Genomic DNA, 25,195 nt, shown 5'->3' with positions numbered 1-25,195 from the left:
CCTTCGGACCGGCGCTTTTCTTTGATTATCTTTTTATCTGGGCCTTCGTCCGGTAATTACTCTCCGGAAGCGGTTAACAATCTCGTTACCCATATTCACACGGGTACTGTCCACCCGATGCACTGCAGCGGGGGTAACCGCATCTTTATACTTAGCCTTGCCAATGCGGAATTTCATTTTATCCAGATTACCCGTAATATTTACTCCGGCTTTAAACGGCAATGGCGATTTAAGAATGGAAATATGATAATTAAAATTCATATCCAGTCCTTGTTCACCGCCAATAGCCGCTTTATAACGGTCTATCTCTACGAGGAACGGATAAACGGTCACATTACCGTCATGTACCGTCACATTGACAGAAATACTGTCGAATACATTTTCCTTCTTATTCTTAAACATCAACATCTTCGAAATCTCAGCAAAGGTTTCTCCATCCATCAGAACCAGACTGTCCCCTTTGATATGAATAGCCGAACGCAAAGTCGGGATACGGATATTCATAGCCGAATCCAAGCGGGCATCGGCTGCCACATCAAACATAACACGCCCTTTAAAAGAACGGAGCATGGGCACTATCGTGTCGAGTGAAGGCACGAAATCAACCAGCTTTGCAATATTGATATTCCGGATTTTGAAATCGAAACCGGCATATCCACCACGCGGGCTACTGGCCTTATAAACCATTACCGCTTTCATATCCGCATCGAGAGCGCGCATCGAAAGGTCTTCCAGATGTATGGCCTGATTTTTAATATCCACCGCACCATGCACATTTTCAAAGAGCATTTTTTCAAAAACTACCTTTTTCAAATCTGTCTGCAGTTCAAAATCTATGTTTCGGGGAATCACGAATAACTTCATCTCCGAAGGTACACTGTCGGTAAGCACTTCCGTAGTGTCCTGAGGGAAAGACAATGAATTAATTAATTGATTGCAATCTATCAGATTGGAAGTAAGAGACAGATGCGCTGTCAGCTTCTCGCCTTTCGTCATAGCCCTGTAAACGCCCTCCATATCACCGGTAGCCGTCATGTCAGAACGTCCGATACGGACAGAAGCATTCTTCAGCCTGATTTTCGGCCCATCGACTGTTACCGCTGTCTTTGCCATACGGATGGGCAATCCGAACTCCGGTGTACGGAAACGCAAACGGTCGAAACCAACGATTCCCTTAGGCACCCACAAAGAGTCATTCAATTTCTCAGCTTTCATCTTGATGCCGGCCACATTCATAGCCATACGAGTCTCCGCCGCACTGAAGAAAAGCGAATCGGCACGAAGCGAGAAATCAACCGCCGGCTTTGTTACATCCGCTTCCTGAGGTTCCAAAGCCGCTTGGGCCTTAGCACGGGCACTGTATAACTTTATCGAATCTCCCATCGAAGCATGAAGTTTACTTACTTCCATATCGCACTGCAAAGAAACGATACGGGTAGTATCCTGCGGATTAGTAGAAGTTACGTTGGCAACCAACCGTTCAATATCAGAAGAAAGCAAACGGCTTCTCAACACCAGCTTCCGGATATCCACCTGAGCCTGCAGAGTCTCGTTATCACGGAAACGGAAAGTCGCATTACCCAGGAAGTTGAAATCTTTAGCAGTATCTTTCAATTCGAAATCATTCAGTTCGAGCTTGCCTCCCAACTTCATACGTCCGATGTCCTGCTTCTTCAAAGTAGAAAGACGACACTTCATTCCCATATCCGCATCCAGTTTACCCCGGATCGTCACACTTTCCTGTAACGGAAAGGTTTTGGCAAGTGCATCCAGGTCAACGGTCGACTTGGTATGAAAAGTGATCAACGGATCATTCAACAAGTCGTCTACTTTCGCATCGGCCAGTACTTCGGTATGCGCCCCCTTAAAGTGGAAGATTTTCAGATTCAGATAAGAAGGCTGATGACGCATCAGATCGACATACGCATCAAAATCCGCCGTCACCTCATCAATGCCATACGGCAAACCCTTGTATTGTGCCGAAGCCTCTTTAATACCGATCTTCAATGACACAGCCGGTAACTTTTTGTCACCATACACACCTCTCACCCTGCCACTGACAGTAACCTCCCCTTTGGCCGATACTTTACTGTCTTTCACATATGCTTTCGGAATCATTCGAAGTACTGTCTCCATAGATGGAGCATGCAAGCCATATTCCAGATCCATACCGATCGTTTTTGCCACAGTATCCCGACGGAATGCCCCGTTCACATCCAATTGAATCCCATTTACATTAAGCTCCGTATCTTTCAGTTTCCAGACAGCAGTCTGACGATCCACCGTAATATCCGTCCGAAGAGAAGTAGCTATCTTATTGACCAGCAATTCTCCCTGTTGCCAGAAAAGTATATTCTTATTGTCGAACTTCAGTCCCAGGGTAGAAACACCTTTTGTCAATGAAAGTCTCAACTTCAGATTAGCATCATCTATCCGCGAATAGATATCCGTATTCCGGTCATCGAAAATGAGATTGGCATGTTTAAGTTCGATATTCCGGATATCAATTTCGCTATTAAAGTCAGCAGACACAGTATCCTCCGGAATCGTATCTGCCGAAGCACGGGTCACTTCCCAGTTTGCCTGTCCGGCCTTGTCCCGGTAGGCATACACTGATACTTCGTCCAAAGAGAGATTATGAACGATAATACGATTCTCCGTCAAATATGCCACCGGGTTTACAGTCAGCACACACTCTTTGAAAGAAAGCAATGAATCGGTTTTACACCAATTACTATCATTCAAAGTTCTGGACACCAGAGAGCCGTTCTTAACTTTCAGTCCAAATTGTGGGAAAGTCGAAAAGAAAGTCAATTCTACGCTTTCCATATCCAAGTGTGCATTCAGAGTCTGATTGGCAGCATCCAGCACGACCGGAGTCAGTTTCTTCGGAGTTACGATAAAATTAATCACGAAAGCAATGGCTACAAGCAGCACCAAGAGTACAGAGCCCAATGTGATGCCACTGATCTTGAGTATCTTCTTTACTTGTCTGTTCATATCATCCCTCTATCCTGTAACTCTTTTACCACAATTTCCAGTTCATCATACCACTCCTGACCAAACTTGCGAATCAACGGTTCTTTCAGGAAACGGTAGACAGGCACATTCTCTTTCCGGCCCAACAATACAGCAGCCTTACACACATCCCACCGATGGTAGTTTACCGCCTTATAAGGTCCATAATTACCTACCCGTATGGGATACAGATGGCAAGAGACCGGTTTATAGAAATTTACTTTTCCCTCCCGGTATGCTTTCTCGATGGCACAATAACAATATCCTTTCTCGTCATAACAGGTAAACACACAGTCCTTTCCGTTCACAATGGAAGTCACCAGATCGCCATCCGGATCGGTATACACCACTCCCTGCTTGTCTATCACGGCACGCGCCTCGGGTGACAATTCGTCCCAAACGACCGAAAGCACTTCCTCCAGTTTCTCCACTTCCTCCAGTTCTACCGGGGCCCCGGCATCTCCTTCAATGCAACATTCACCTTTGCAGGCATCCAGGTTGCATATAAACTTTTCGCGAAGCACATCCAGGCTTACAACAACATCATCTATCTGAATCATAATTCTATCCTATAAAAAAGGCGGAGTAGAACTCCGCCCTCCTATCTGTTTATCAGGCTTTTACTTAATTAAAACTTGACCGTTCATTTCAGCAGGAGCTTCCAATCCCATAATCTTCAGGATAGTAGGAGCCACATCTGCCAAACGTCCGTCTGCTACCTTTGCATCTTTGTTTTCTGTCACATATACACAGGGTACAGGATTCAAAGAGTGAGCCGTATTGGGAGTACCGTCTTCATTCAGAGCGTGGTCAGCATTACCGTGGTCAGCAATGATGATAGCCTCGTAACCCTGAGCTTTGGCAGCTTCAATGGTATCTTTCACGCAAGCATCTACCGCAACTACCGCTTTCTCAATGGCTTCGTAGATACCGGTATGGCCTACCATGTCACCATTTGCATAATTCACAACGATAAAATCGTATTTATTCTCGTTGATGGCAGCCACCAATTTATCTTTTACTTCATAGGCACTCATCTCCGGTTTCAAGTCGTAAGTGGCAACTTTCGGAGACGGAACCAAGATACGGTCCTCGTTATCGTACGGAGTTTCGCGACCGCCGTTAAAGAAGAATGTTACGTGAGCATATTTCTCTGTTTCGGCAATGTGAAGCTGTTTCATTCCTTTAGCAGCCAAGTATTCTCCAAGTGTGTTAGCAACATTTTCCTTGTCGAAGAGAATGTGTACACCTTTGAACGAAGCGTCGTACGGAGTCATACAGTAATACTGCAACCCGGGAATAGTGTGCATACCCGCCTCCGGCATATCCTGTTGCGTCAAAACGACTGTCAGTTCCTTAGCACGGTCATTACGGTAATTGAAGAAAATAACGACATCGCCTTCCTTAATGGTACCGTCTACATTGGCATTCACAATCGGTTTGATGAACTCATCCGTTACACCTTCATCGTAAGACTCCTGCATAGCTTGCACCATGTCAGCAGCTTTCTTACCGATACCGTTTACCAACAGGTCGTATGCCTCTTTCACACGTTCCCAACGTTTATCACGGTCCATGGCATAGTAACGTCCGATAATAGAAGCTACTTTACCGGTAGACTTGGCACAGTGTGCTTCCAACTGTTCGATAAAGCCTTTACCGCTTTTCGGGTCTGTGTCACGTCCGTCCATAAAGCAATGAACGAAAGTATTCTCAATATTATATTCTTTAGCAATATCACAAAGTTTGAACAGGTGATCCAGAGAACTGTGCACACCGCCATCTGAAGTCAATCCCATGAAATGGATATTCTTTCCATTTTCTTTTGCATAAGAGAAAGCTGAAACGATTTCTGGATTCTTCAGGATGCTGTTATCACGGCAAGAGAGGTTGATCTTTACCAAATCCTGATAAACTACACGTCCTGCACCGATATTGAGGTGACCCACTTCTGAGTTACCCATCTGTCCGTCGGGCAAACCTACGTTTTCACCGCTGGCCTGCAACTGAGAGTGAGGATAGGTCTCCATCAGATAATCCCAGTACGGAGTAGCAGTGTTGAAGATTACGTCATCTTTCCCGTGGTCGCCTAATCCCCAACCATCAAGAATCATTAAAAGGGCTTTCTTACTCATAATATTCTAAAATTTAATTGTCGTTCTGATTTTCGGGTGCAAAGGTACAAAAAAGTTAATTACGAACACGTTTAATCTATGTTAAGCTATCTCCCTATCAGACAAAAAGGAAGAAAAAATGCGGTGGATTTGAAATGATTTCCTTACTTTTGCGCCGCTTTAAAAATAAAAAACAGAATATGGACGATTCAAACCCGCGAACGTGCAACAGTATTAACTAACACGAACAGAGTCATTCTGCGGTAATGCCTCTGCTCGGACATCAACAAACGAAAGGAGGCAATTAAGATGAGAACATATCTTTATTGTGAAGCCGGCTTTGTGGAAAAAGCACAATGGCTTCCGAACAGCTGGGTCAACGTAGTGTGCCCGGACAGCAGTGATTTTAAATTCCTGACCGAAACGCTGAAAGTCCCTGAATCTTTTTTAAACGATATAGCCGATACCGATGAACGCCCGCGAACGGAAACCGAAGGTAACTGGCTGCTGACCATTCTGCGCATACCGGTACAGAACACTCAAAGCAGCCTCCCCTACATCACCGTCCCCATCGGCATCATCACCAACAATGAAATCATTGTTTCGGTATGTTACCATCAGACGGATATGATTCCGGATTTCATCGAGCATACCCGCCGGAAAGGAATCGAAGTGCGCAACAAACTCGATCTGATTTTCCGCCTGATTTATTCCTCGGCAGTCTGGTTCCTGAAGTACCTGAAACAGATAAATATTGACATCACCGCTGCCGAGAAGGAATTGGAACGCAGCATCCGTAACGAAGATTTGCTACGCTTAATGAAGTTGCAGAAGACACTGGTCTACTTCAACACCTCCATCCGCGGCAACGAAGTGATGATCGGTAAACTGAAAACCATCTTTCAAGATACCGACTTTCTGGATGAAGAGTTGGTGGAAGACGTTATCATTGAACTGAAGCAGGCGTTCAATACGGTCAACATTTACAGCGATATTCTCACAGGGACGATGGATGCCTTTGCGTCTATCATTTCAAACAATGTGAACGCCATCATGAAACGCATGACAAGCCTTTCCATCACATTGATGATCCCCACGTTAATAGCCAGTTTTTATGGCATGAATGTGGATATACACCTGGAAGAGATGCCTCATGCCTTCATGCTGATTATTCTGATATCCGTACTCCTGTCGACTCTTTCTTTTGTTATCTTCAGGAAAATAAAGTGGTTCTGATAAAAGATTGTCTATTTAGGAAACAACTCCAGCTGTCCATCGCCTAACAGGTTGAAGGTCATACGATGATAAGGAGTAACACCGTTTTCGGCAATAGCCGCACGGTGTTTTTTCGTCGGATACCCCTTGTTATGGTCCCAGCCGTAACATGGAAATTCCTGATGCAGCCCATTCATATAGTCGTCACGATACGTTTTTGCAAGAATAGAGGCGGCAGCTATCGAAAGATACTTGCCGTCTCCCTTTACGACGGTGGTGTGGGGAATATCGGGATATTTCCTGAAACGGTTTCCATCGATCAGCAGATGCTGAGGACGGGTTTTTAGCCCATCTACTGCCCGGTGCATGGCAAGAAACGAAGCATTCAGGATGTTTATCTTATCAATCTCTTCGGGTGAAACAATGCCGACTGCCCAAGCGATGGCTTCCCGTTCAATCACTTCGCGCAAAGCATAACGTTGTTTCTCGGACAACTGCTTGGAGTCATTCAACAACTCGTTCTCAAAATCTTTGGGCAGGATCACAGCAGCGGCATAAACCGCACCCGCCAGACAACCACGTCCGGCTTCATCACAACCGGCTTCTATCAGTTCTTCGTTTAACCAGGGTAAGAGCATCGTTTCTTTTATTTAACATGGCAAATGTAATCAATTAAACGGAAATGAACAACAGAACAAACCGAATCTCATCTTACTATCCGGAATAGGAGTATCTACCTTTTCTGCAAAAAGATTAAGAAGAAAGCAAGCATCCGTCATAGCATCTATAACACATTAAGAATAAGAGAACAAGCATCTGTTACCATAACTTTATCCCGGCCCGCATACCCGGGCTCATAAGCCCGGGTATGCGGGCCCATGGGCACAGGTATGCGGGCTCACCAGCCCGGGTACAAGGGCCGGGATAAACTTCAAACCATAATCGCTAAAGGTATGAAGGAAAGCAAAATGCTATTACTGACATTTATCCATAGAAAAGCAGTTTCATCTATCTAACTCCCAGATATTTAACATTAAACCAACCTCCCTGAAAGAGGGTGGAAGATGGAAGATAGAGGTGGAAGATAAACGGCCTTAAAAACGCATCTTCCACCTTGTTAACACACAATAATACAAGCAATTGGTCATTAAAAGGTGGAAGATGGAAGATCGAAACACATTTTCTGTAGGAGAAGGATAAAACGGTCTTTTTTAGAACTCAGAACAGGCTCCAGGCAACAGTCAATCCCGCCATGACGATAGCAACCATGCTCATCAGTTTAATCAGGATATTCAGGCTCGGACCGGACGTATCTTTAAACGGATCACCGACAGTATCACCCACCACTGTAGCTTTGTGTACCTCGCTGCCTTTACCGCCAAAGTTCCCTTCTTCCACATATTTCTTCGCATTATCCCATGCTCCGCCGGCATTGGCCATGAAAATGGCAAGTACAAACCCACTGCTCAATCCGCCAATCAGCAAGCCTAATACACCGGGGACACCAAATATCAGCCCGGTAAGAATCGGCGCAACGATGGCAATCAGAGAAGGAACCACCATTTCACGTTGTGCCCCTTTCGTAGAGATAGCGACGCAACGCTCGTAATCCGGTTCGGTCTCTCCGGTCAGGATACCTTTCATCTCGCGGAACTGACGTCGTACTTCATCTACCATGTGTCCGGCCGCACGACCGACTGCATTCATAGTCAGTCCACAAAACAGGAATGCCATCATCGAACCGAGGAACATACCGGAAAGTACTTTCGGATTCATCAGGTTTACTTCATAGTAATTCATGAAGTCTACAAATGTGGCATTAGCCGTAGTAATGGTATCTCCATTCGGGAAGGTCAGTTCCAGATTACCCAAACGGGTCAGTCCGATACGGATCTCCTCGATATAAGATGCCAGCAATGCCAATCCTGTCAGAGCTGCCGAACCAATGGCAAACCCTTTTCCGGTAGCCGCCGTTGTATTTCCCAGCGAATCGAGCGCATCGGTACGTTTACGGACCTCTTTACCCAAAGCGGACATTTCTGCATTGCCACCGGCATTATCTGCTATCGGGCCATAAGCATCCGTAGCAAGCGTGATACCCAATGTAGAAAGCATACCGACAGCAGCGATACCGATGCCATAAAGCCCCATTCCTACATTGTCGAAGTCGAAACCGGAAGCCAGCAAATAGGAGGCAATGATGCCGATCACCACCGCAACCACCGGAATAGCCGTAGATAACATACCAAGTCCGATACCTGAAATAATAACTGTGGCGGGGCCGGTTTTACCGCTTTCACTCAACTTCTGAGTAGGACGATAGGATTGAGAAGTATAATATTCCGTCGAACGACCGATGACAATACCCACAACCAGCCCTACAACTACCGCACACGAAATCCACATCCAGTTGTCCAGTCGCAAGAGCCATAGGATGAAAAAAGTAGCCACTACAATCAAAGCCGAGCTCAGATTTGTTCCCCAAGCCAACGAACCAAGCAGATCCTTCATGGTGGCATTCTCCTTGGTGCGGACAGAGAAAATACCGATAATGGAAAGAATGATACCGATAGCAGCAATCAGCATCGGGGCAATCACAGCTTTAAACTGCATCACCGTATCACCCGTATGAATAAAGGCGGCAGCACCCAAAGCAGCCGTTGCCAGAATAGAACCACAATAAGATTCATACAAGTCGGCACCCATACCTGCCACATCGCCTACATTATCACCTACATTATCGGCAATGGTAGCAGGATTACGCGGATCGTCTTCCGGAATGCCGGCCTCAACTTTACCTACAAGATCGGCTCCCACATCAGCGGCCTTTGTATAAATTCCCCCGCCTACACGGGCAAAGAGCGCCTGTGTACTGGCACCCATACCGAAAGTGAGCATCGTAGTGGTAATGATACAGAGTTTATGGGTAGGTGTCAGTGCATCAGCGGGAATCGCCCAGTTAAGCAACAAATACCAGAAAGAGATGTCGAGCAACCCCAACCCTACTACCACCAGTCCCATCACAGCCCCACTTCGGAAGGCAATCCTAAGTCCGGCATTCAGTGACGTACGCGCAGCGTTAGCAGTACGTGCCGAAGCATAAGTGGCAGTTTTCATTCCCAGAAAACCCGAAAGTCCGGAGAAAAAGCCCCCGGTCAGAAAAGCTATCGGTACCCAGGCATTCTGTACCTGAAAACCATAAGCCATTACAGAGAACAGAATCACGAGTCCCAGAAAGACCCAGCCAACAATCTTATACTGTTGCTTCAGATAAGACATAGCGCCCCGACGTACAGCAGCGGCAATCTTAATCATTTGCGGAGTACCTTCGCTCTCTTTCATCATTTGCTTATGAAAATAGAGCGCAAAACAGAGAGCCAGAACAGAGGCAAGCGGAACAAGCCAGAAAAGGATGCTATCCATAGACGTACAATATTTAAAGGTTTAACGAAAGCCTAAAAGTATTGAATCTAAACGAGATAACCAAATATTTTTGCCTTTTGCTTCTTCCAGCCCCGAAAAATGGGAGCAGATACAAAACGCTTCATCTATCCTGCTTCTTTAAATAAAACGCCGGACAACGACTGTTCAGAAAAACAATTTTCCCTTCGCGGAAAGTCAATTTGCCATACTGTTTGTAAAGCCACTTCCGATGTTGCTCGTCGGAAACGCCTTGCCGCTCTATCAATGAATCAGACATTACAAATCCGCCACTGCTCAGCCGAATAGTGTACCACGTACGAGGATTCTTATCTCGTGTTACCCGTCTTTTATTTACCCGATAAGTTTCCGTACCGCTCGTGACGCGTTTCGTGGAAATATGCACAGTATCCCGGTAATGGAAACGTAATCCATCATAATATATCTGCTCCGGCTTTCTTGAGGAGCTCTTCTTCTCCCACAACTTAATATCATATACCGAATCATTGACCGGATTAATCGCTAAACGATAGTCCTGGGTCATGAAGCCGTCAGCACGGTGAATCCTATGCTCTCCTATCATCTCATCGGGAATCGGTCGCCTGTAGAGATTGCAGGCGGTAATCAGAAAAAGAAGCACAAGCATAGCTCCCGGAATTAGTTTCAGACTTGTTTTCATCCTCCTTTATTTTTAGCTCTCCAAAATTACACAATTTTATGTTATGCAAAAACAAAGTAGCGGAACGATAATTCCCGCAATAAAGGAATCTGCCCTGAAAGTTGCACTACTTGCCGGAAAACCACTTAACAAACAGAAGTATGGATTCCCGTTTGTTTCCTTTCGTTTCATTTGTGAATATAGCGAAGTTTCCTTTACTTTGCATGCACAATGCATATTTTATAACATCAATAATAATACCATGAAAAAATTACTTGCAACACTATTGGTTCTTACAGCCTGCCTCCATGTAAGTGCACAAGAATCGAAGCAGATTCGCATCTCGACAGAACGGACAGACCTTATTTTAGAGGTCGCCCCGAACGGACGCCTATATCAGGCTTATCTGGGTGACAAACTATTAAATGACCGGGACCTGAGCCACCTTTCAGGGCGATCCCGCGGATGGGAAGTATATCCGGGATCCGGTGGGGAAGACTATTTCGAACCGGCTGTAGCCATTACAAACAACGACGGTAACCCCAGTACCATCCTGCGTTATGTGTCCTCGGAACAGAAAACAGTAGAAGGCGGGACAGAGACCATCATCCGGATGAAAGACGACCAGTATCCGGTAGATGTGACGTTGCACTATGTATCTTATCCTAAACAAAATGTAATCAAGACATGGAGTGAGATCACGCATCAACAGAAGAAACCGGTCACTCTATGGCGTTATGCTTCAACGATGCTTTATTTCGCAAACCAAAAATATTATCTCACCGAATTCAGCAGTGACTGGGCCAAAGAGGTACAGATGAGTACACAACAGCTGCAACCGGGCAAAAAAATTCTCGATACAAAATTAGGAAGCCGCGCAGCCATGCACATGCAACCTTTCTTCGAACTCGGACTGGAACAGCCTGCACAAGAACATCAGGGACAAGTAATGTTGGGTACCATTGGCTGGACAGGCAACTTCCAGTTTACTTTTGAGGTAGACAACGAGGGGAACTTGCGGGTAATCCCTGCCATCAACCCGTATGCTTCGGATTATCAATTAAAAGCAAACGAGATATTCACTACCCCGGAATTTATCTTTACCCTGAGTAACAACGGTACGGGAGAAGCCAGCCGCAATTTACACAACTGGGCACGCAACTACCAACTGAAAGATGGCCAGGGAGACCGGATGACTCTCCTCAATAATTGGGAGAACACTTATTTCACTTTCGATGAAGAGTTATTGGGTAAATTGATGAAAGAAGCCAAACATCTGGGTGTAGATATGTTTCTGCTCGACGATGGCTGGTTTGGGAATAAACATCCACGCAACGACGATCATGCCGGCCTGGGCGATTGGGAAGCAATGAAAAGCAAACTTCCCGGAGGTATCCCTGCATTAGTAGAGAAAGCGAAAGAAGCCGGTGTCAAATTCGGTATCTGGATAGAACCGGAGATGGTGAATCCTCAAAGTGATCTGTTCGAAGCACATCCCGACTGGGCAATCCATTATCCGAACCGTGAAACTTATTATTACCGCAATCAATTGGTACTCGACCTGAGCAACCCCAAAGTACAGGATTTCGTATTCGGCGTAGTCGATAAGATTATGACGGAAAACCCTGATGTAGCTTTCTTTAAGTGGGATTGCAATAGCCCCATCACCAATATCTATTCTCCCTATCTGAAAGACAAACAAGGACAACTCTATATCAATCATGTACGCGGCATATATAATGTATTGAAACGGGTCAAAGAAAAATACCCCAATGTTCCGATGATGCTATGTTCCGGCGGTGGTGCACGTTGCGACTACGAAGCACTGAAATACTTCACAGAGTTTTGGTGTTCGGACAATACCGATCCGATAGAGCGTTTGTTCATCCAGTGGGGTTTTTCACAATTCTTCCCTTCCAAAGCCATGTGTGCCCATGTTACAAGTTGGAACAGCAGGACGAGTGTAAAGTTCCGTACCGATGTTGCCAGCATGTGTAAATTGGGATTCGACATCGGCCTGAAAGATATGAAAGCGGACGAACTGACTTATTGCCAGGAAGCCGTGGCAAATTATAAGCGCCTGAAGCCTGTCATACTGGATGGTGATCAATACCGCCTCATCTCTCCATATGAAAGCAATCACATGGCGATTATGTATGCCGCACCGGATGCTTCGAAAGCTGTTCTCTTCGCATATGATATCCATCCCCGCTTTGGCGAGAAACTGCTCCCGATTAAGCTCCAGGGACTTGATGCCGGAAAAATGTACCGGGTGAAAGAAATTAATCTAATGCCGGGCCGGAAATCGAATCTGCCGGGTAACGAAAAAACTTTCTCCGGTGACTATCTGATGAAAATAGGATTGAATGCATTTACTACTTCACAGACCCATAGCCGGGTAATAGAACTGATGGCAGAATAAACTTATTACTATCAACCCACAAAACACAGATGCAAAAGGCGGGGCACTTTGACAGTATCCCGCCTTTCATTTATGGTTAACACAAAGCATGCAAATAAAAGCAGGAAAAGTTAATCCAACCTTTAAATACCACATATTATTAAATTGAAGAACGAAAGAATGTAATAAATATTAAGAAAAGAAGTTTATATTTTATATTTTTGCAGCACACATATAGCAACCATTACTCTATATATGAACAACGACATCGAATATATCAGCAAGATAAAGAAAGGAGAAGAAGCTTCTTTCCGTCATTTTGTGAATAGCTACTCGAAAGACTTGTTCTACTATGCACAGTGTTTCGTACGAACCAAAGAAACTGCCGAAGAAGTAGTCAGCGATGTCTTTCTGGATGTATGGAGGCACCGGGAAGAAATAGAAGAGATCAAGAATATAAAAGCCTGGTTGCTTACTTTAACTCACAACAAAGCCATCTCGTATCTGCGAAAAGCGGAAAATTCAAATGAAATAACCTCCTGGGAAGAAATAGACAGCTTCCAGATAATCGGAAATCTGCAAACTCCCGACGAACAGATGATCAGCAAGGAAGAGATAGCCCAAATCAACAGCCTCATTCAAACACTTCCTCCCAAATGCAAGGTAGTCTTCGCTCTTGCCAAGATAGAACGCCTACCCTATAAAGAAATAGCCGATATGCTGAATATCTCTGTAAAGACCATTAATGCACACGTTGCCAAAGCATTAGAGATCATCTCGAGCGGCTTGAAAAAATAAATCAGAAAATAATTTAAAAAAAATAGAATTGGAATAGGAGATTCTTAAAGAAGTTGCGTCTTTATTTATGTAACCCTATTAAAGTAATGAGAAAGAATAAGTTTAAATTATTTGCTTCCTTCCTGAATAAGGATGGTGATCATCCGGAAAAGAAATCATTCGCATCTCCGGAGGAACAAGCCGAATATGATAAACTCGACTTTCTTTGGAACCAATGTTTTCCCCCAGAAACAGAGGAAACGGATATATGGGAAAAGGTACAAAACAAAATAAATGCCGACAGTACATCTGTCAGCCACATCAAGAAAAGCGGCAAGTCCATACAATGGTTCAGCATCATGAGGTATTCATTGGCAGCTGCATCTGTAGCTATGTTAATAGGGATTACTTGCTTTCTTTTGATGAATGATGAAGAAAGGCACGACTTAAATAAGATAGCGCAAAGCCTGCAAACAGAAATACCTCAAGATATAAAAGAGGTTACACTGGTTGTTTCGGACCAGAAGAAAATAGAATTGGATAATAATGCCCAAGTCACTTATTCTGCTACCGGACAAGTACAAGTCAACTCCAATAAACTTACAGAGGATGACAGCAAAGAGGCATACAACCAGATTATCGTCCCTAAGGGCAAACGTTCACAAATTGTTTTGGCCGATAACAGCAAGATATGGATTAACTCCGGAAGTAAAGTCATTTACCCTCGTACATTTGAAGGAAAGTACAGAGAAATTTATGTGGAAGGAGAAGTATATCTGAAAGTAACCCATGATGCTTCGAAACCTTTTATTGTGAATACCTCCGGATTTGAGGTAAGCGTATTGGGCACATCTTTCAACATATCAGCCTATAAAGGTCAAGAAAAGGCTACTGTTGTACTGGTAGAAGGTTCGGTAAATGTGAAAGATCAGCAGAACCGCCATATCAAGATGGCGCCTAATGAAAAGGTAGAACTCAGCCAGGCAGGCATAACAGGTAAAGCGAAAGTAGATGCCCGTGATTATATCAGCTGGATTGACGGAATATGGACTCTACAAGGAGAAAGTCTAAAGCAAGTTTTGCAACGGTTACAAGATTATTATGGTCAGAATATCCGATGCGATGCTGCTGTAGAAAACGAGCAAATGTTTGGTAAGCTCTATTTAAATGATGATTTAAATCAGGTAATGAAGTCGATTCTGTCTATTTTACCTGCTGAATATACAATGAAAAACAATGTAATCTATATAGAATAATACAAGTTTTAAGTAACCAATGTTTAACCTTAAAAAAACACACCATTATGTAGAAAGAAAACAGATAAAAAAAGAAAATCGGATAATACGCCCATATTATCCGACTCTAATGACTTTTTATTAAATCACAAACTTTAATGATTAACTAAAATCAATGTAAATGTATGAAAAAGAAAGCAATTCCTTGTCATAAGGCAGGGAGGATTACGTCCTTTTTTTTATTAATTAGTATTTTTTTACTTATACCGAGTATCACTACTCCGGTTCATGCAGCAAAGACTTATGCTCAACAAACTGTTTTCACACTCCACGCAGCCGATAAAACTGTAAAAGAAGTGCTGGAATACGTCGAAAAGAACAGTGAATTTGTCGTTTTGTACTCCAAGGACCTATTACCGATACTACAAAAGAAAGTATCGGTTTCGATAGATAAGCAGAACGTAGAATCTATTTTGAATATCCTGTCAAAGGAGGTCGGATTGAAGTATACCATCAACGATCGGCAGATTACAATCACAAAGGCACCGACCGAAACACCGCAACAGGAAAAAAAAACAAAAATCACTGGCCAGGTTCTTGATGAAAACGGTGAAGGAGTTCCGGGAGCCAATGTTACAATAAAAGGCAATAACTCGCTGGGAGCTGTAACCAACATTGAAGGAAACTTTACACTGATGGCTCCCGAAAACAGCACTTTGATTGCCTCTTTTATCGGATATACTCCCGTTGAAATTCAGCTAAAAGGGAAAAAAATAGTTGTTTTCAAACTAACTCCCGATGCACAGGCATTAGAAGAAGTAGTAGTGGTGGGCTTCGGTACACAGAAGAAAGCCAGTGTAGTAGGTGCCGTACAATCCATCAAACCAGCAGAGCTTCGAGTACCCTCCAGTAACCTTAGTACATCATTCGCCGGACGTATCGCAGGTGTCATTTCCATGCAGCGCACGGGTGAACCGGGTGCAGACGGAGCAAACTTCTGGATACGTGGTGCCGCAACTTTCAGTGGAACAACTGATCCGTTGATTTTTATCGACGGTGTAGAAGTTTCAGCAGGCGACATGAATGCTATTCCTTCTGAAGCTATCGAAAACTTCTCGATACTAAAAGATGCTTCGGCTACAGCCCTTTACGGTGCCCGTGGTGCCAATGGCGTAATTCTGATCACTACCCGATCCGGTAAAGACCTCGAAAGAGCACGTATCAATGTACGCATCGATAATACATTCACTGCACCGACACGTACACTCAAGTTAGCCGATGCTGTGACAGCTATGCAACTGAGAAATGAGGCCATCCTGACACGTAACCCGGATGGGACACCTGCTTTCTCCGCTGATAAGATACAAGGAACACTTGAAAACAGAAATCAATATGTATATCCCAACGTTGACTGGTTCGACTATATGTTCAAAGATTATTCTATGAACCAATCGGCCAATCTGAATGTAATGGGTGGTACAAAGAAAGTAGATTATTTCATCAGCGCTTCTATCAATAACGATAACGGTATGCTGAAAAAAGATCCTAATAACACATTCGACAATAACATACAGAATCTTCGCTACTCATTCCAAAGCAATGTAGGAGCATGGCTAACTTCAAGCACTAAAGTAAATGTGAGAATAAACTCACAGATTGTCAACTATAATGGTCCGTCAACAAGTATGGACGACCTGTATAAGTATGTAATGGAAGCACCTTCCATGTATTTTGCACCTGTATATCCTAATATTAACAATGAAGACCATACCATATTTGGAAATAAATCAGGCGGTCCTATCGGAGCCGGAGGATTCAGTATTTATCGTAACCCTTATGCAAGTATGGTTCAAGGAAGTTCTAAACAAAGCGCATACAGCATTAATACCGCTTTCGAACTGGAGCAAAAGCTTGATTTCATAACTAAAGGATTGAATTTCAAAGCACTGGTATCTTTTAAGAACTGGTCAAAGACCACTGTAAATCGCTCCTTCTCACCCTACTTCTACGAATTGCAGAATCCTCAGCAGCAAGAAGACGGAAGTTATATCTATGATTATAATTCTATCAGTAAAGGGCGTACGGCACTTGAAACATCTACATCAACCACAGGAGATCGTTTAATGAACCTACAGGCTACATTAAATTATCAACATACATTTGATGATAAACATGACGTCGGAGCAATGTTAGTGTATCTTCAACGTGAATACAACCTAAACAATCCAGACAACAACTATTACAATACATTGCCAAAACGCAATCAAGGTTTAGCGGGTCGCTTAACCTACGCTTACGACGGACGTTACCTGGCTGAGTTCAATTTCGGATACAACGGTAGTGAAAACTTCGAAAAAGGGAGCCGTTACGGATTCTTCCCCTCACTTGCTGTCGGATATCTTATTTCTAACGAACAATTCTTTGAACCATTGACTAAAGTCATTTCCAACTTAAAAATTCGTGCTTCTTATGGATTGGTAGGTAATGCAGATATTGGTTCCAACCGTTTCCCATACCTCACGAAAGTAGACTTGAGTGGAGCCGGATTCGTATTTGGTGACCAATGGCAAACGTCTTCGAATGGAGCTACTATTACTACTTACGGAGCAGAAAAAGTGACATGGGAAATCGGAAAGAAATATAATGTTGGATTCGATCTGGGGTTATTCAACAAATTAAGCCTCAACGTAGATTTTTTTAGAGAAGACCGCAAAGATATCTTCCTTAGACGTAATACAATCCCTGCGGAAAGTGGTATAACCGGAGATCTCCGTCCTTATGGTAATTTAGGAAAAGTACGTAACCAAGGTGTTGATATGTCATTGGACTACAATCACGCTGTCAACAAAGATTTCATGATCTCAGCCAAAGGTACCTTCACTTACGCAAAAAACCAATATGTAGAAATTGATGAACCAGATTATGAATTCTCATATATGTCCCAAGTAGGGCGTCCACTGAACCAGTATAAAGGTTACATTGCATTAGGGCTTTTCAAAGATCAAGAAGAAATTGACAACAGTCCCAAACAAATATTGACGGGAGTGGTACAACCCGGAGATATCAAATATGCGGATCTCAATAATGACGGAAAAATCGATGGAAATGACCAAACCTATATCGGAAACCCAGAATTACCTCAGATCAGCTATGGTCTCGGAGTCAGTATCCAATATAAGAAATGGGATGCTTCTATCTTCTTCCAAGGTGTAGGCAAAAGAAGTATCATGTTAAGCGACATCCATCCTTTTGGAGGAGAATCTTACGGAGTTATGCAGTTTGTGGCCGACAATCGTTGGACAGAAGCAAATCCGAACTCCGAAGCGATGTATCCAAGACTGACAAACGGAAAGAACAACAATAACAATCCCAACTCTACTTACTGGTTGAGAGACGGTTCGTATATTCGACTTAAAAATGTAGAATTAGGATACTCTTACAAATTCTTACGTGCTTATATCAGTGGTCAGAATCTACTGACATTCTCTAAATTTAAATTATGGGATCCGGAACTCTACACCTCAAACGGATTAAAATATCCGACTCAAATCATGGGTTCCATCGGTTTACAGTTCACTTTTTAAAAATCTAAATAATTATGAAACTAAAAAATATAATCGTAGCTTTACTAATCGGAACTAGTTTGCACTCTTGTGATTATCTGGATATTGTACCAGATGACACTCCTATCTTAGCCGATGCGTTTAAGAACGAACAGACTGCTGAAAATTTTGTTTTCGCATGCTACTCTTTCATACCCAATTATCTGAACTTCCGCCAAAATTTCAGTTGGTGTACAACTCCTGAAACTGTCGGATCAGCACACTGGACTACCACATGGTTCACCTTTATGAAGATGCAGCAAGGATTGTATAATTCGGCCGACCCAGTCATCGACGTTTGGCAAAGCTCATATAACGGTATCCGCCAATGCTATACATTCCTGGATAATATTGATGCTGTAAAGCCATCTCAAATTTCAGAAGCTGACCTTGCAGCCAAGAAAGTACTTTGGAAAGGAGAAGTGAAATTTCTAATAGCTTATTATCACTACCTGTTATTACAGAACTACGGACCTATCGTCATACTTGACGAGGCAATCCCACTTAATGCTCCCAAAGAAGAGCTATTTAAGCCACGTGTGCCCTATGATGAATGTGTAAATCGGATTGCACAAATGTTTGACAATGCTTCTGTCGATTTGCCCATGACAGTAAAAGCCTCTAATTACGGCCGCGCTACAAAAGTGATTGCCCAAGCACTAAAAGCAAGAATGTACTTGTATGCCGCCAGTCCACAATTCAATGGAAACGCAGAAATGTATGACAATTTCAAGAACAAGGACGGACAGTTGCTTATGAACCTGGCCTATGACAAAAATAAATGGAAAATAGCTATGGACGAATGCAAAAAGGCTATCGACATGGCACATCAAGCCGGAGCGGAACTTTATAAATACACCAAAAAAGGTAATTTACCAGCATTCAACCAAGCCATCGCCAATGCACGCAATCTTGTGGTCGACGCCTGGAATAAAGAACTGATTTGGGGGTATAGTGGCTGGAAAGAGACATGGGCTGACGGAAACTCCATTCAGACACATGTGATTCCCAAAGGTATCAGCACCTCTTCGGGAGCTCCTTACGGGGCTTTAGGAGCAACAGCTTTCAGCGCTGATATGTATCTGACTAAGAACGGACTCCCGATGGATGAAGATCCTGAATTTGATTATACACACCGTTTCAATGTAGCCGAAGGCGATTCTGTTGCTCAGATTCATCGCAATCGTGAACCTCGTTTCTATGGGTCTATTGGCTTTAACCGTGGCGACTATTTAATCAACGGTGATACAATCAATCTCAAAATGCGCTTCAAAGAACAGAATGGAACACGCGATGCAGGAAGTGACCAGTTATACGGATCATATGCTATTGCAAAACTGGCTCATCCTGAAACATTCGTAAGTGGTACCAGTAACTCTTTAGTAGCTTTTCCCTTTCCTATTATCCGTTTAGGAGAATTGTATTTGGATTATGCAGAAGCTTACTTTGAATACAATGGTACACTGGAAGGAGATGCATTGACGTACTTCAATCTGATTCGCCAGAGAGCTGGTATTCCTAACATAGAAGTTTCATACAAAGGGCTTCCAATCGGTGACAAACTCCGCAAAGCAATACACCGTGAAAGAACAGTAGAACTAATGTTCGAAGGACATATGTCATATGATTATCGTCGCTGGCTAATCGCCCAGAAAGAATGGAGCGGTATGGAGAATGGCATGATCGGCTTGAACTCTTACGGTACAACTAATGAAGAATACTATAAGAATGCACGTTTGGATGCTCAACCTTTTATCTTCAGAGACGAACAATATCTGAGTCCGATCAAACAGGACTATCTAAATGTAAATTCGAATTTGGTTCAAAACCCTGGGTGGTAATTCATCCATCCGAATGACACAAATTAGCCTGTATATACCTAATTAACAGGAATATACAGGCTATTTATCTTATAATAACAACGCCTTATGAGAAAAAAAAAGTTACTTACTGTTGCCTTCTGTTATGGGCAAGTTTTTTCACGACTGTCACGGCACAAAACACAAATACTCCCATGATGGGATGGAGCTCATGGAACACATTCCGAGTTCATATCAACGAGAAACTGATTCAAGAAACAGCTGATGCTATGGTTACCCGCGGTCTGAAGGATGCCGGATACAAATATGTGAACATTGATGACGGATATTTCGGAGGACGGGACTCAAATGGTTACCTGTTTACCAATAAAAAGAAATTCCCGAATGGAATGAAAGCACTAGCTGACTATATCCATTCTAAGGGATTAAAAGCAGGTATATATTCGGACGCAGGTAGTAATACTTGCGGCTCTATCTATGATGCAGATACACTTGGCGTTGGAGTAGGACTCTGGCAACATGATGATATAGACTGTAAGACCTTTTTCCAAGATTGGGGATATGATTTTATTAAAATTGACTGGTGTGGTGGTGAAGCCACCGGACAAAGTGAGCAACAACGCTATACAGACATTTACAAAGCGATCAACCGGACAGGCCGAACTGATGTCCGATATAATATATGCCGATGGCAATTCCCTGGTACCTGGGCTACCCGATTGGCAGGTTCCTGGCGTATCCACACTGACATTAATCCTCGATTTAAGACGATTGACCAAATCATTGAAAAGAATCTCTACCTGTCACCTTACGTAAGTCTGGGACATTATAATGACATGGATATACTTGAAGTCGGACGAGGTCTCAGTGAAGACGAGGAAAAAACCCATTTCGGAATATGGGCTATCATGTCCTCTCCATTAATGATAGGATGCGATCTTCGGACAATTCCAGAGAAAACATTATCGATCATTACCAATCAAGAGGTAATCGCATTAAATCAAGACTCCTTGGGGATGCAAGCTGAAGTTATAGAACGGGGAAAAGACTATTTAATCCTATCAAAAACTATTCAAAAACGCGAAGGCAAGCTACGCGCTGTCGCTTTATATAATAGAAGTAATGTAATAAAAAAAATAAGAGTTGACTTCGACAAACTATATTTATCAGGCAAGGTACAAGTCAGAGACTTGTGGAATCATCAAGAAACAGGAACATTCACCGAATATTATGAAACCTTAGTTCCTGCACACGGAACGGCCTTAATAAAACTTGAAGGTAGTAAACGCCACGACCGAATATGTTATGAGGCTGAATATGCTTTCATGCAAGAGTATTTACCAGACAACAAACAAATGGCTCATTTTGCATATAAAGCAGGAGCATCTGGAGATTATATAATGAAAAGACTTGGGAACTCACCATCTAACTGGGCTGAATTCAGAAAGGTATATGTGAGTAAAGGAGGAGAGTATCAACTTAAGATAACTTATTTTTCAGGAGACAAACGTGATATACAAATTGCTGTCAATGAATCAGAATACAAGCAATCCGGCCTTTGCTCCGGAGCATGGGACCAAGCAGCAATAACAACTGTCAAAGTAAAACTTCATAAGGGTTATAATACAATACGCCTATATAACTCTAACGGATGGGCACCCGATATTGATAAAATGGAAATTAGTAAGAGTCGTTAACAATAGGTAGAAGACATAATCAATGCAGATGTTCTGAAAGTTCGGAACATCTGCATTTCTAAACGTACCTTTTATGATTTCTCTATCATTCCAAAAATACGGCTGTTCCACTTGCAGTCACCATCAGCATACTGCCACTTCCTCCAACGGTTTCATAATCCAAATCAACGCCAATTACAGCGTTAGCACCCATTTGGCGAGCCTGCTCAGACATTTCTTTCAGAGCAGTATCCTTTGCCTCACGAAGCACTTCCTCATACGAACCGGAACGTCCGCCTACTATATCACGAATACTGGCAAAAAAGTCACGGAAAACATTGGCACCTATAATGGTTTCTCCTGACACAATGCCATAATAAGTGGTTATTCGTTTTCCTTCGATTATCGGAGTGGTTGCTAATAACATATTCTTTTCCGTTTATAAGGTTTATATTATTATTAGACGCAAAAAGAGGCGAAAAGTTACAAGGAACCGGCTATTTATTATTTGTATATTCTCAAAAGCTACATTCGGAAATGAAACTTTATCCACTTAACATCTAATGATATACTCGAAGACTCGCCTTTTATCAATATAATTTCAACACTCGGATATTATAAAAAAAGTGTCGTGAAAACCCATTACTTTCACGACACTTTAATATTTGTCAGAATACACACACTGGCTTAGAACATCTTACTAACCCGCTCGATGCCGGCTACAAGGTCATCAATTTCTTCTTTTGTATTGTACATAGCAAAAGATGCACGAACTGTACCTTCAATACCCAAACGGTGCATTAATGGTTCTGCACAATGATGACCGGTACGAACGGCAATACCCAGCCGATCGAGCAGAGTCCCCATATCCAGATGATGTATGTCACCTACCAAGAAAGAAACTACGCTACTTTTATGTGCAGCCTCACCAAAGATACGCATACCCGGGATCTCTTTCAATCGCTGCATAGCATAGATGGTAAGCTCATGTTCGTGGTCAGCTATATGATCTAAACCAATGCCTGTGACATAATCCAAAGCCTTGGCAAGTCCGGTAGTAGCAATATAATCGGGAGTTCCAGCCTCAAACTTAAAAGGCAATTCACCAAAAACGGTTTTCTCAAAAGAAACGGACTGAATCATCTCTCCCCCACCCTGATAAGGCGGAAGACGCTCAAGCCAATCTTCCTTTCCATACAGGACACCGATTCCGGTCGGTCCATATACCTTATGACCCGAAAAAACAAAAAAATCAGCATCCAGTTCCTGTACATCCACCTTCATATGAGGAATGGACTGAGCACCGTCTATCATAACAGGTACTCCATGGGCATGTGCTGTGGCAATCATCTCTTTTACCGGATTGATTGTTCCCAATACATTGGATACTTGAGTTACACTGACGATCTTAGTACGCTCAGAAAAAAGCTTTTCATATTCATCAAGTAACAGCTCACCTTTATCATTCATCGGAATGACTTTAATCGCAATCCCTTTATGGGCTGCCAGCAACTGCCAAGGTACGATGTTACTATGGTGTTCCATCACTGAAATAATCACTTCATCCCCCTCTTGCATGAACTCTTCACCAAAACTGGAAACAATTAAATTAATGCTCTCTGTAGTGCCGCGAGTGAAAATGACTTCACGAGTACTACGTGCATTAATGAACTGACGCACAGTCTCGCGTGAGGCCTCATGCAGTTCTGTTGCCTGTTGAGACAGGAAATGAACCCCACGGTGTACATTCGCATTGACCGAGTAATATTCATCTACAATCGAGTCAATCACCAAGCGCGGCTTCTGAGTAGTCGCTCCGTTATCTAAATAAACCAAAGGCTTGCCATATACCGTACGGCCGAGTATGGGAAAGTCTTCACGTATCTTCTGAATATTCATTTTATCACTGATTATTTGCAAATAGAACACCCCTGGCACTTATTCAGTTCACCACGGAAACGTTTTTCAACCAACAAATGCAGGCGATCTTTCAATGCCTCCAAACGAATGGTATCAATCACCTCGTTGACAAAAGCAAACATCAACAGCAAACGGGCTTCCTTCTCTGCAATACCACGAGCACGCATGTAGAAGAGAGCATTTTCGTCCAATTGACCTACTGTAGCTCCATGGGAGCATTTTACATCGTCGGCATATATCTCCAATTGTGGCTGAGTATACATACGGGCATCACGAGTGGCACAGAGGTTACGGTTTGTCTGCTGAGAACTGGTATGTTGTGCATCCGGACGTACAAGTACCAATCCGGCAAAGGCACCCACTGACTGATCATCAAGTACATACTTGAATAACTCATTACTGGTACAATTCGGCACAGCATGATCTATCGAAGTATTATTGTCCACATGTTGGTTCTTATCGGCAATGGCCATGCCACAAAGATTAATCTCGGCACCTTCACCGGCAAGGGTAACCTCTGTCGTATTACGGGTTGTCCCGTTGTGAAGTGTCATCCCATTGAGCAGTACATTGCTATTCGCTCCCTGCTTCACATATAGATTGCTGAAACGCACTGTGCTGGTATGGGTCTCTTCCAGTTCGTAAAGATCGAAAACAGAATTTTCTTCCGCAAACACTTCAATGACTTGCGTTGCCAGAAAGTTCACATTATCCATGGCATGATCACAAACCAGCAAACGGGCCTGAGCTCCCTCTTCAAGGATAATCAGCACACGTCGGTTTACCATGAAATTGACATCTGCACGAAGTATATTAACCAACTGGATGGGTTTATCAACAACCACATTCTTCGGGACATACATCAGTACTCCGTCTTGAGTAAAAGCTGTATTAAAGGCCGTTACTGCATCCTTCGAAGTATCTGCCAACTTACCATAATACTTTTTTACAAGTTCCGGATGTTGCTCAGCCATTTCTCTCAGACCGCCGAAAATAACTCCCTCAGGTAATCCGGACTTAGGAAGTGCCTGATTGTAGAATGCATCGTTCACCACAAAAAACAATGAGGTACTCATATTCGGAACATCGCATTTAAACACCTCATAAGGATTCACCGGAATGGGTAGACGATTCAGGTTCAAGCCGTAATCCGGCTCAAAGAATTTACTGACATCCGTGTATTTGTACTTTTCCTGCTTCCGCATAGGAAATCCCTGACGCTCGAAATCAGCAAAAGCTGCCGCCCGGGGAGCATTCATGGGCTCGGCACTATGACGACAGATCATCGCTTCACACTGAGCAAAAAGATCTATGTATTGCTGTTCTACATTCATAATCA

Annotated in this window: 16 protein-coding genes; 7 read left to right on the top strand and 9 right to left on the bottom strand. The window is 43.1% G+C overall.

The genetic code is table 11. The features are described 5' to 3' along the window. Positions 1 to 33: 33 nt before the first annotated feature. The 3 genes from QK890_RS15160 to gpmI are packed head-to-tail and all read right to left on the bottom strand — an operon-like array spanning position 34 to position 5,153. Positions 34 to 3,000 carry an AsmA family protein gene (locus tag QK890_RS15160; RefSeq protein ID WP_032531039.1) on the bottom strand — a complete coding sequence of 989 codons (2,967 nt, stop codon included), beginning with the start codon at positions 2,998 to 3,000 and terminating at the stop codon, positions 34 to 36. Further along, a complete protein-coding gene (locus QK890_RS15155; RefSeq protein WP_250708319.1) occupies positions 2,997 to 3,578 on the bottom strand; it encodes a DUF3109 family protein in 582 nt (193 codons plus the stop codon). Before QK890_RS15155 ends, QK890_RS15160 begins: the two co-directional genes overlap by 4 nt. Positions 3,579 to 3,638: 60 nt before the next feature. Further along, the gene (gene gpmI, locus QK890_RS15150; RefSeq protein WP_005779296.1) at positions 3,639 to 5,153 is read right to left on the bottom strand and encodes a 2,3-bisphosphoglycerate-independent phosphoglycerate mutase; all 1,515 of its coding nucleotides are present in this window, start codon (positions 5,151 to 5,153) and stop codon (positions 3,639 to 3,641) included. 288 nt (positions 5,154 to 5,441) lie between these two features. Between gpmI and QK890_RS15145 the strand changes: the two genes are divergently transcribed. After that, positions 5,442 to 6,368 carry a magnesium transporter CorA family protein gene (locus QK890_RS15145; protein ID WP_032542926.1) on the top strand — a complete coding sequence of 309 codons (927 nt, stop codon included), beginning with the start codon at positions 5,442 to 5,444 and terminating at the stop codon, positions 6,366 to 6,368. 11 nt (positions 6,369 to 6,379) lie between these two features. Here the strand turns inward: QK890_RS15145 and QK890_RS15140 are convergent, their stop codons facing one another. The 3 genes from QK890_RS15140 to QK890_RS15130 form a co-directional block, all read right to left on the bottom strand. Next, the gene (locus QK890_RS15140) at positions 6,380 to 6,985 is read right to left on the bottom strand and encodes a ribonuclease HII (RefSeq protein ID WP_005779299.1); all 606 of its coding nucleotides are present in this window, start codon (positions 6,983 to 6,985) and stop codon (positions 6,380 to 6,382) included. A gap of 580 nt (positions 6,986 to 7,565) precedes the next feature. After that, complete coding sequence (locus tag QK890_RS15135) at positions 7,566 to 9,770, bottom strand: sodium-translocating pyrophosphatase (protein WP_005779303.1); 2,205 nt, start codon at positions 9,768 to 9,770, stop codon at positions 7,566 to 7,568. Between the two features lie 121 nt (positions 9,771 to 9,891). Next, the gene (locus QK890_RS15130) at positions 9,892 to 10,446 is read right to left on the bottom strand and encodes a hypothetical protein (protein ID WP_149922694.1); all 555 of its coding nucleotides are present in this window, start codon (positions 10,444 to 10,446) and stop codon (positions 9,892 to 9,894) included. Positions 10,447 to 10,687: 241 nt separating this feature from the next. Between QK890_RS15130 and QK890_RS15125 the strand changes: the two genes are divergently transcribed. From QK890_RS15125 to QK890_RS15100, 6 genes are all read left to right on the top strand, one after another. After that, positions 10,688 to 12,847, top strand: a complete 2,160-nt coding sequence (locus QK890_RS15125; protein ID WP_032540441.1) for an alpha-galactosidase — start codon at positions 10,688 to 10,690, stop codon at positions 12,845 to 12,847. A gap of 234 nt (positions 12,848 to 13,081) precedes the next feature. Further along, complete coding sequence (locus tag QK890_RS15120) at positions 13,082 to 13,624, top strand: RNA polymerase sigma-70 factor (RefSeq protein ID WP_005779311.1); 543 nt, start codon at positions 13,082 to 13,084, stop codon at positions 13,622 to 13,624. Positions 13,625 to 13,710: 86 nt separating this feature from the next. Continuing rightward, a complete protein-coding gene (locus QK890_RS15115; RefSeq protein ID WP_032540410.1) occupies positions 13,711 to 14,859 on the top strand; it encodes a FecR family protein in 1,149 nt (382 codons plus the stop codon). A 164-nt stretch (positions 14,860 to 15,023) separates the two neighbouring features. Further along, positions 15,024 to 18,422 carry a SusC/RagA family TonB-linked outer membrane protein gene (locus tag QK890_RS15110; protein ID WP_005779315.1) on the top strand — a complete coding sequence of 1,133 codons (3,399 nt, stop codon included), beginning with the start codon at positions 15,024 to 15,026 and terminating at the stop codon, positions 18,420 to 18,422. Between the two features lie 14 nt (positions 18,423 to 18,436). Next, the gene (locus QK890_RS15105) at positions 18,437 to 20,281 is read left to right on the top strand and encodes a RagB/SusD family nutrient uptake outer membrane protein (RefSeq protein ID WP_005812170.1); all 1,845 of its coding nucleotides are present in this window, start codon (positions 18,437 to 18,439) and stop codon (positions 20,279 to 20,281) included. Between the two features lie 74 nt (positions 20,282 to 20,355). Continuing rightward, the gene (locus QK890_RS15100; protein WP_367627447.1) at positions 20,356 to 21,957 is read left to right on the top strand and encodes an alpha-galactosidase; all 1,602 of its coding nucleotides are present in this window, start codon (positions 20,356 to 20,358) and stop codon (positions 21,955 to 21,957) included. 85 nt (positions 21,958 to 22,042) lie between these two features. Here QK890_RS15100 and QK890_RS15095 read toward each other — a convergent pair whose 3' ends face one another. The 3 genes from QK890_RS15095 to sufD form a co-directional block, all read right to left on the bottom strand. Then, entirely contained in the window at positions 22,043 to 22,363 is a 321-nt protein-coding gene (locus QK890_RS15095) for a heavy metal-binding domain-containing protein (protein WP_005779329.1), read from the bottom strand. A 260-nt stretch (positions 22,364 to 22,623) separates the two neighbouring features. Beyond that, a complete protein-coding gene (locus QK890_RS15090; RefSeq protein ID WP_032540442.1) occupies positions 22,624 to 23,835 on the bottom strand; it encodes a cysteine desulfurase in 1,212 nt (403 codons plus the stop codon). Positions 23,836 to 23,846: 11 nt separating this feature from the next. Beyond that, positions 23,847 to 25,190: a Fe-S cluster assembly protein SufD gene (gene sufD / locus QK890_RS15085; RefSeq protein WP_032540444.1), complete on the bottom strand. Its 1,344-nt coding sequence runs from the start codon at positions 25,188 to 25,190 to the stop codon at positions 23,847 to 23,849. Between the last annotated feature and the right edge of the window lie 5 nt (positions 25,191 to 25,195).

This window comes from Bacteroides sp. NGMCC 1.200775, from assembly GCF_040798045.1.
Lineage (GTDB): Bacteria > Bacteroidota > Bacteroidia > Bacteroidales > Bacteroidaceae > Bacteroides > Bacteroides hominis.
This window is presented reverse-complemented; position numbering and strand designations above follow the sequence as displayed.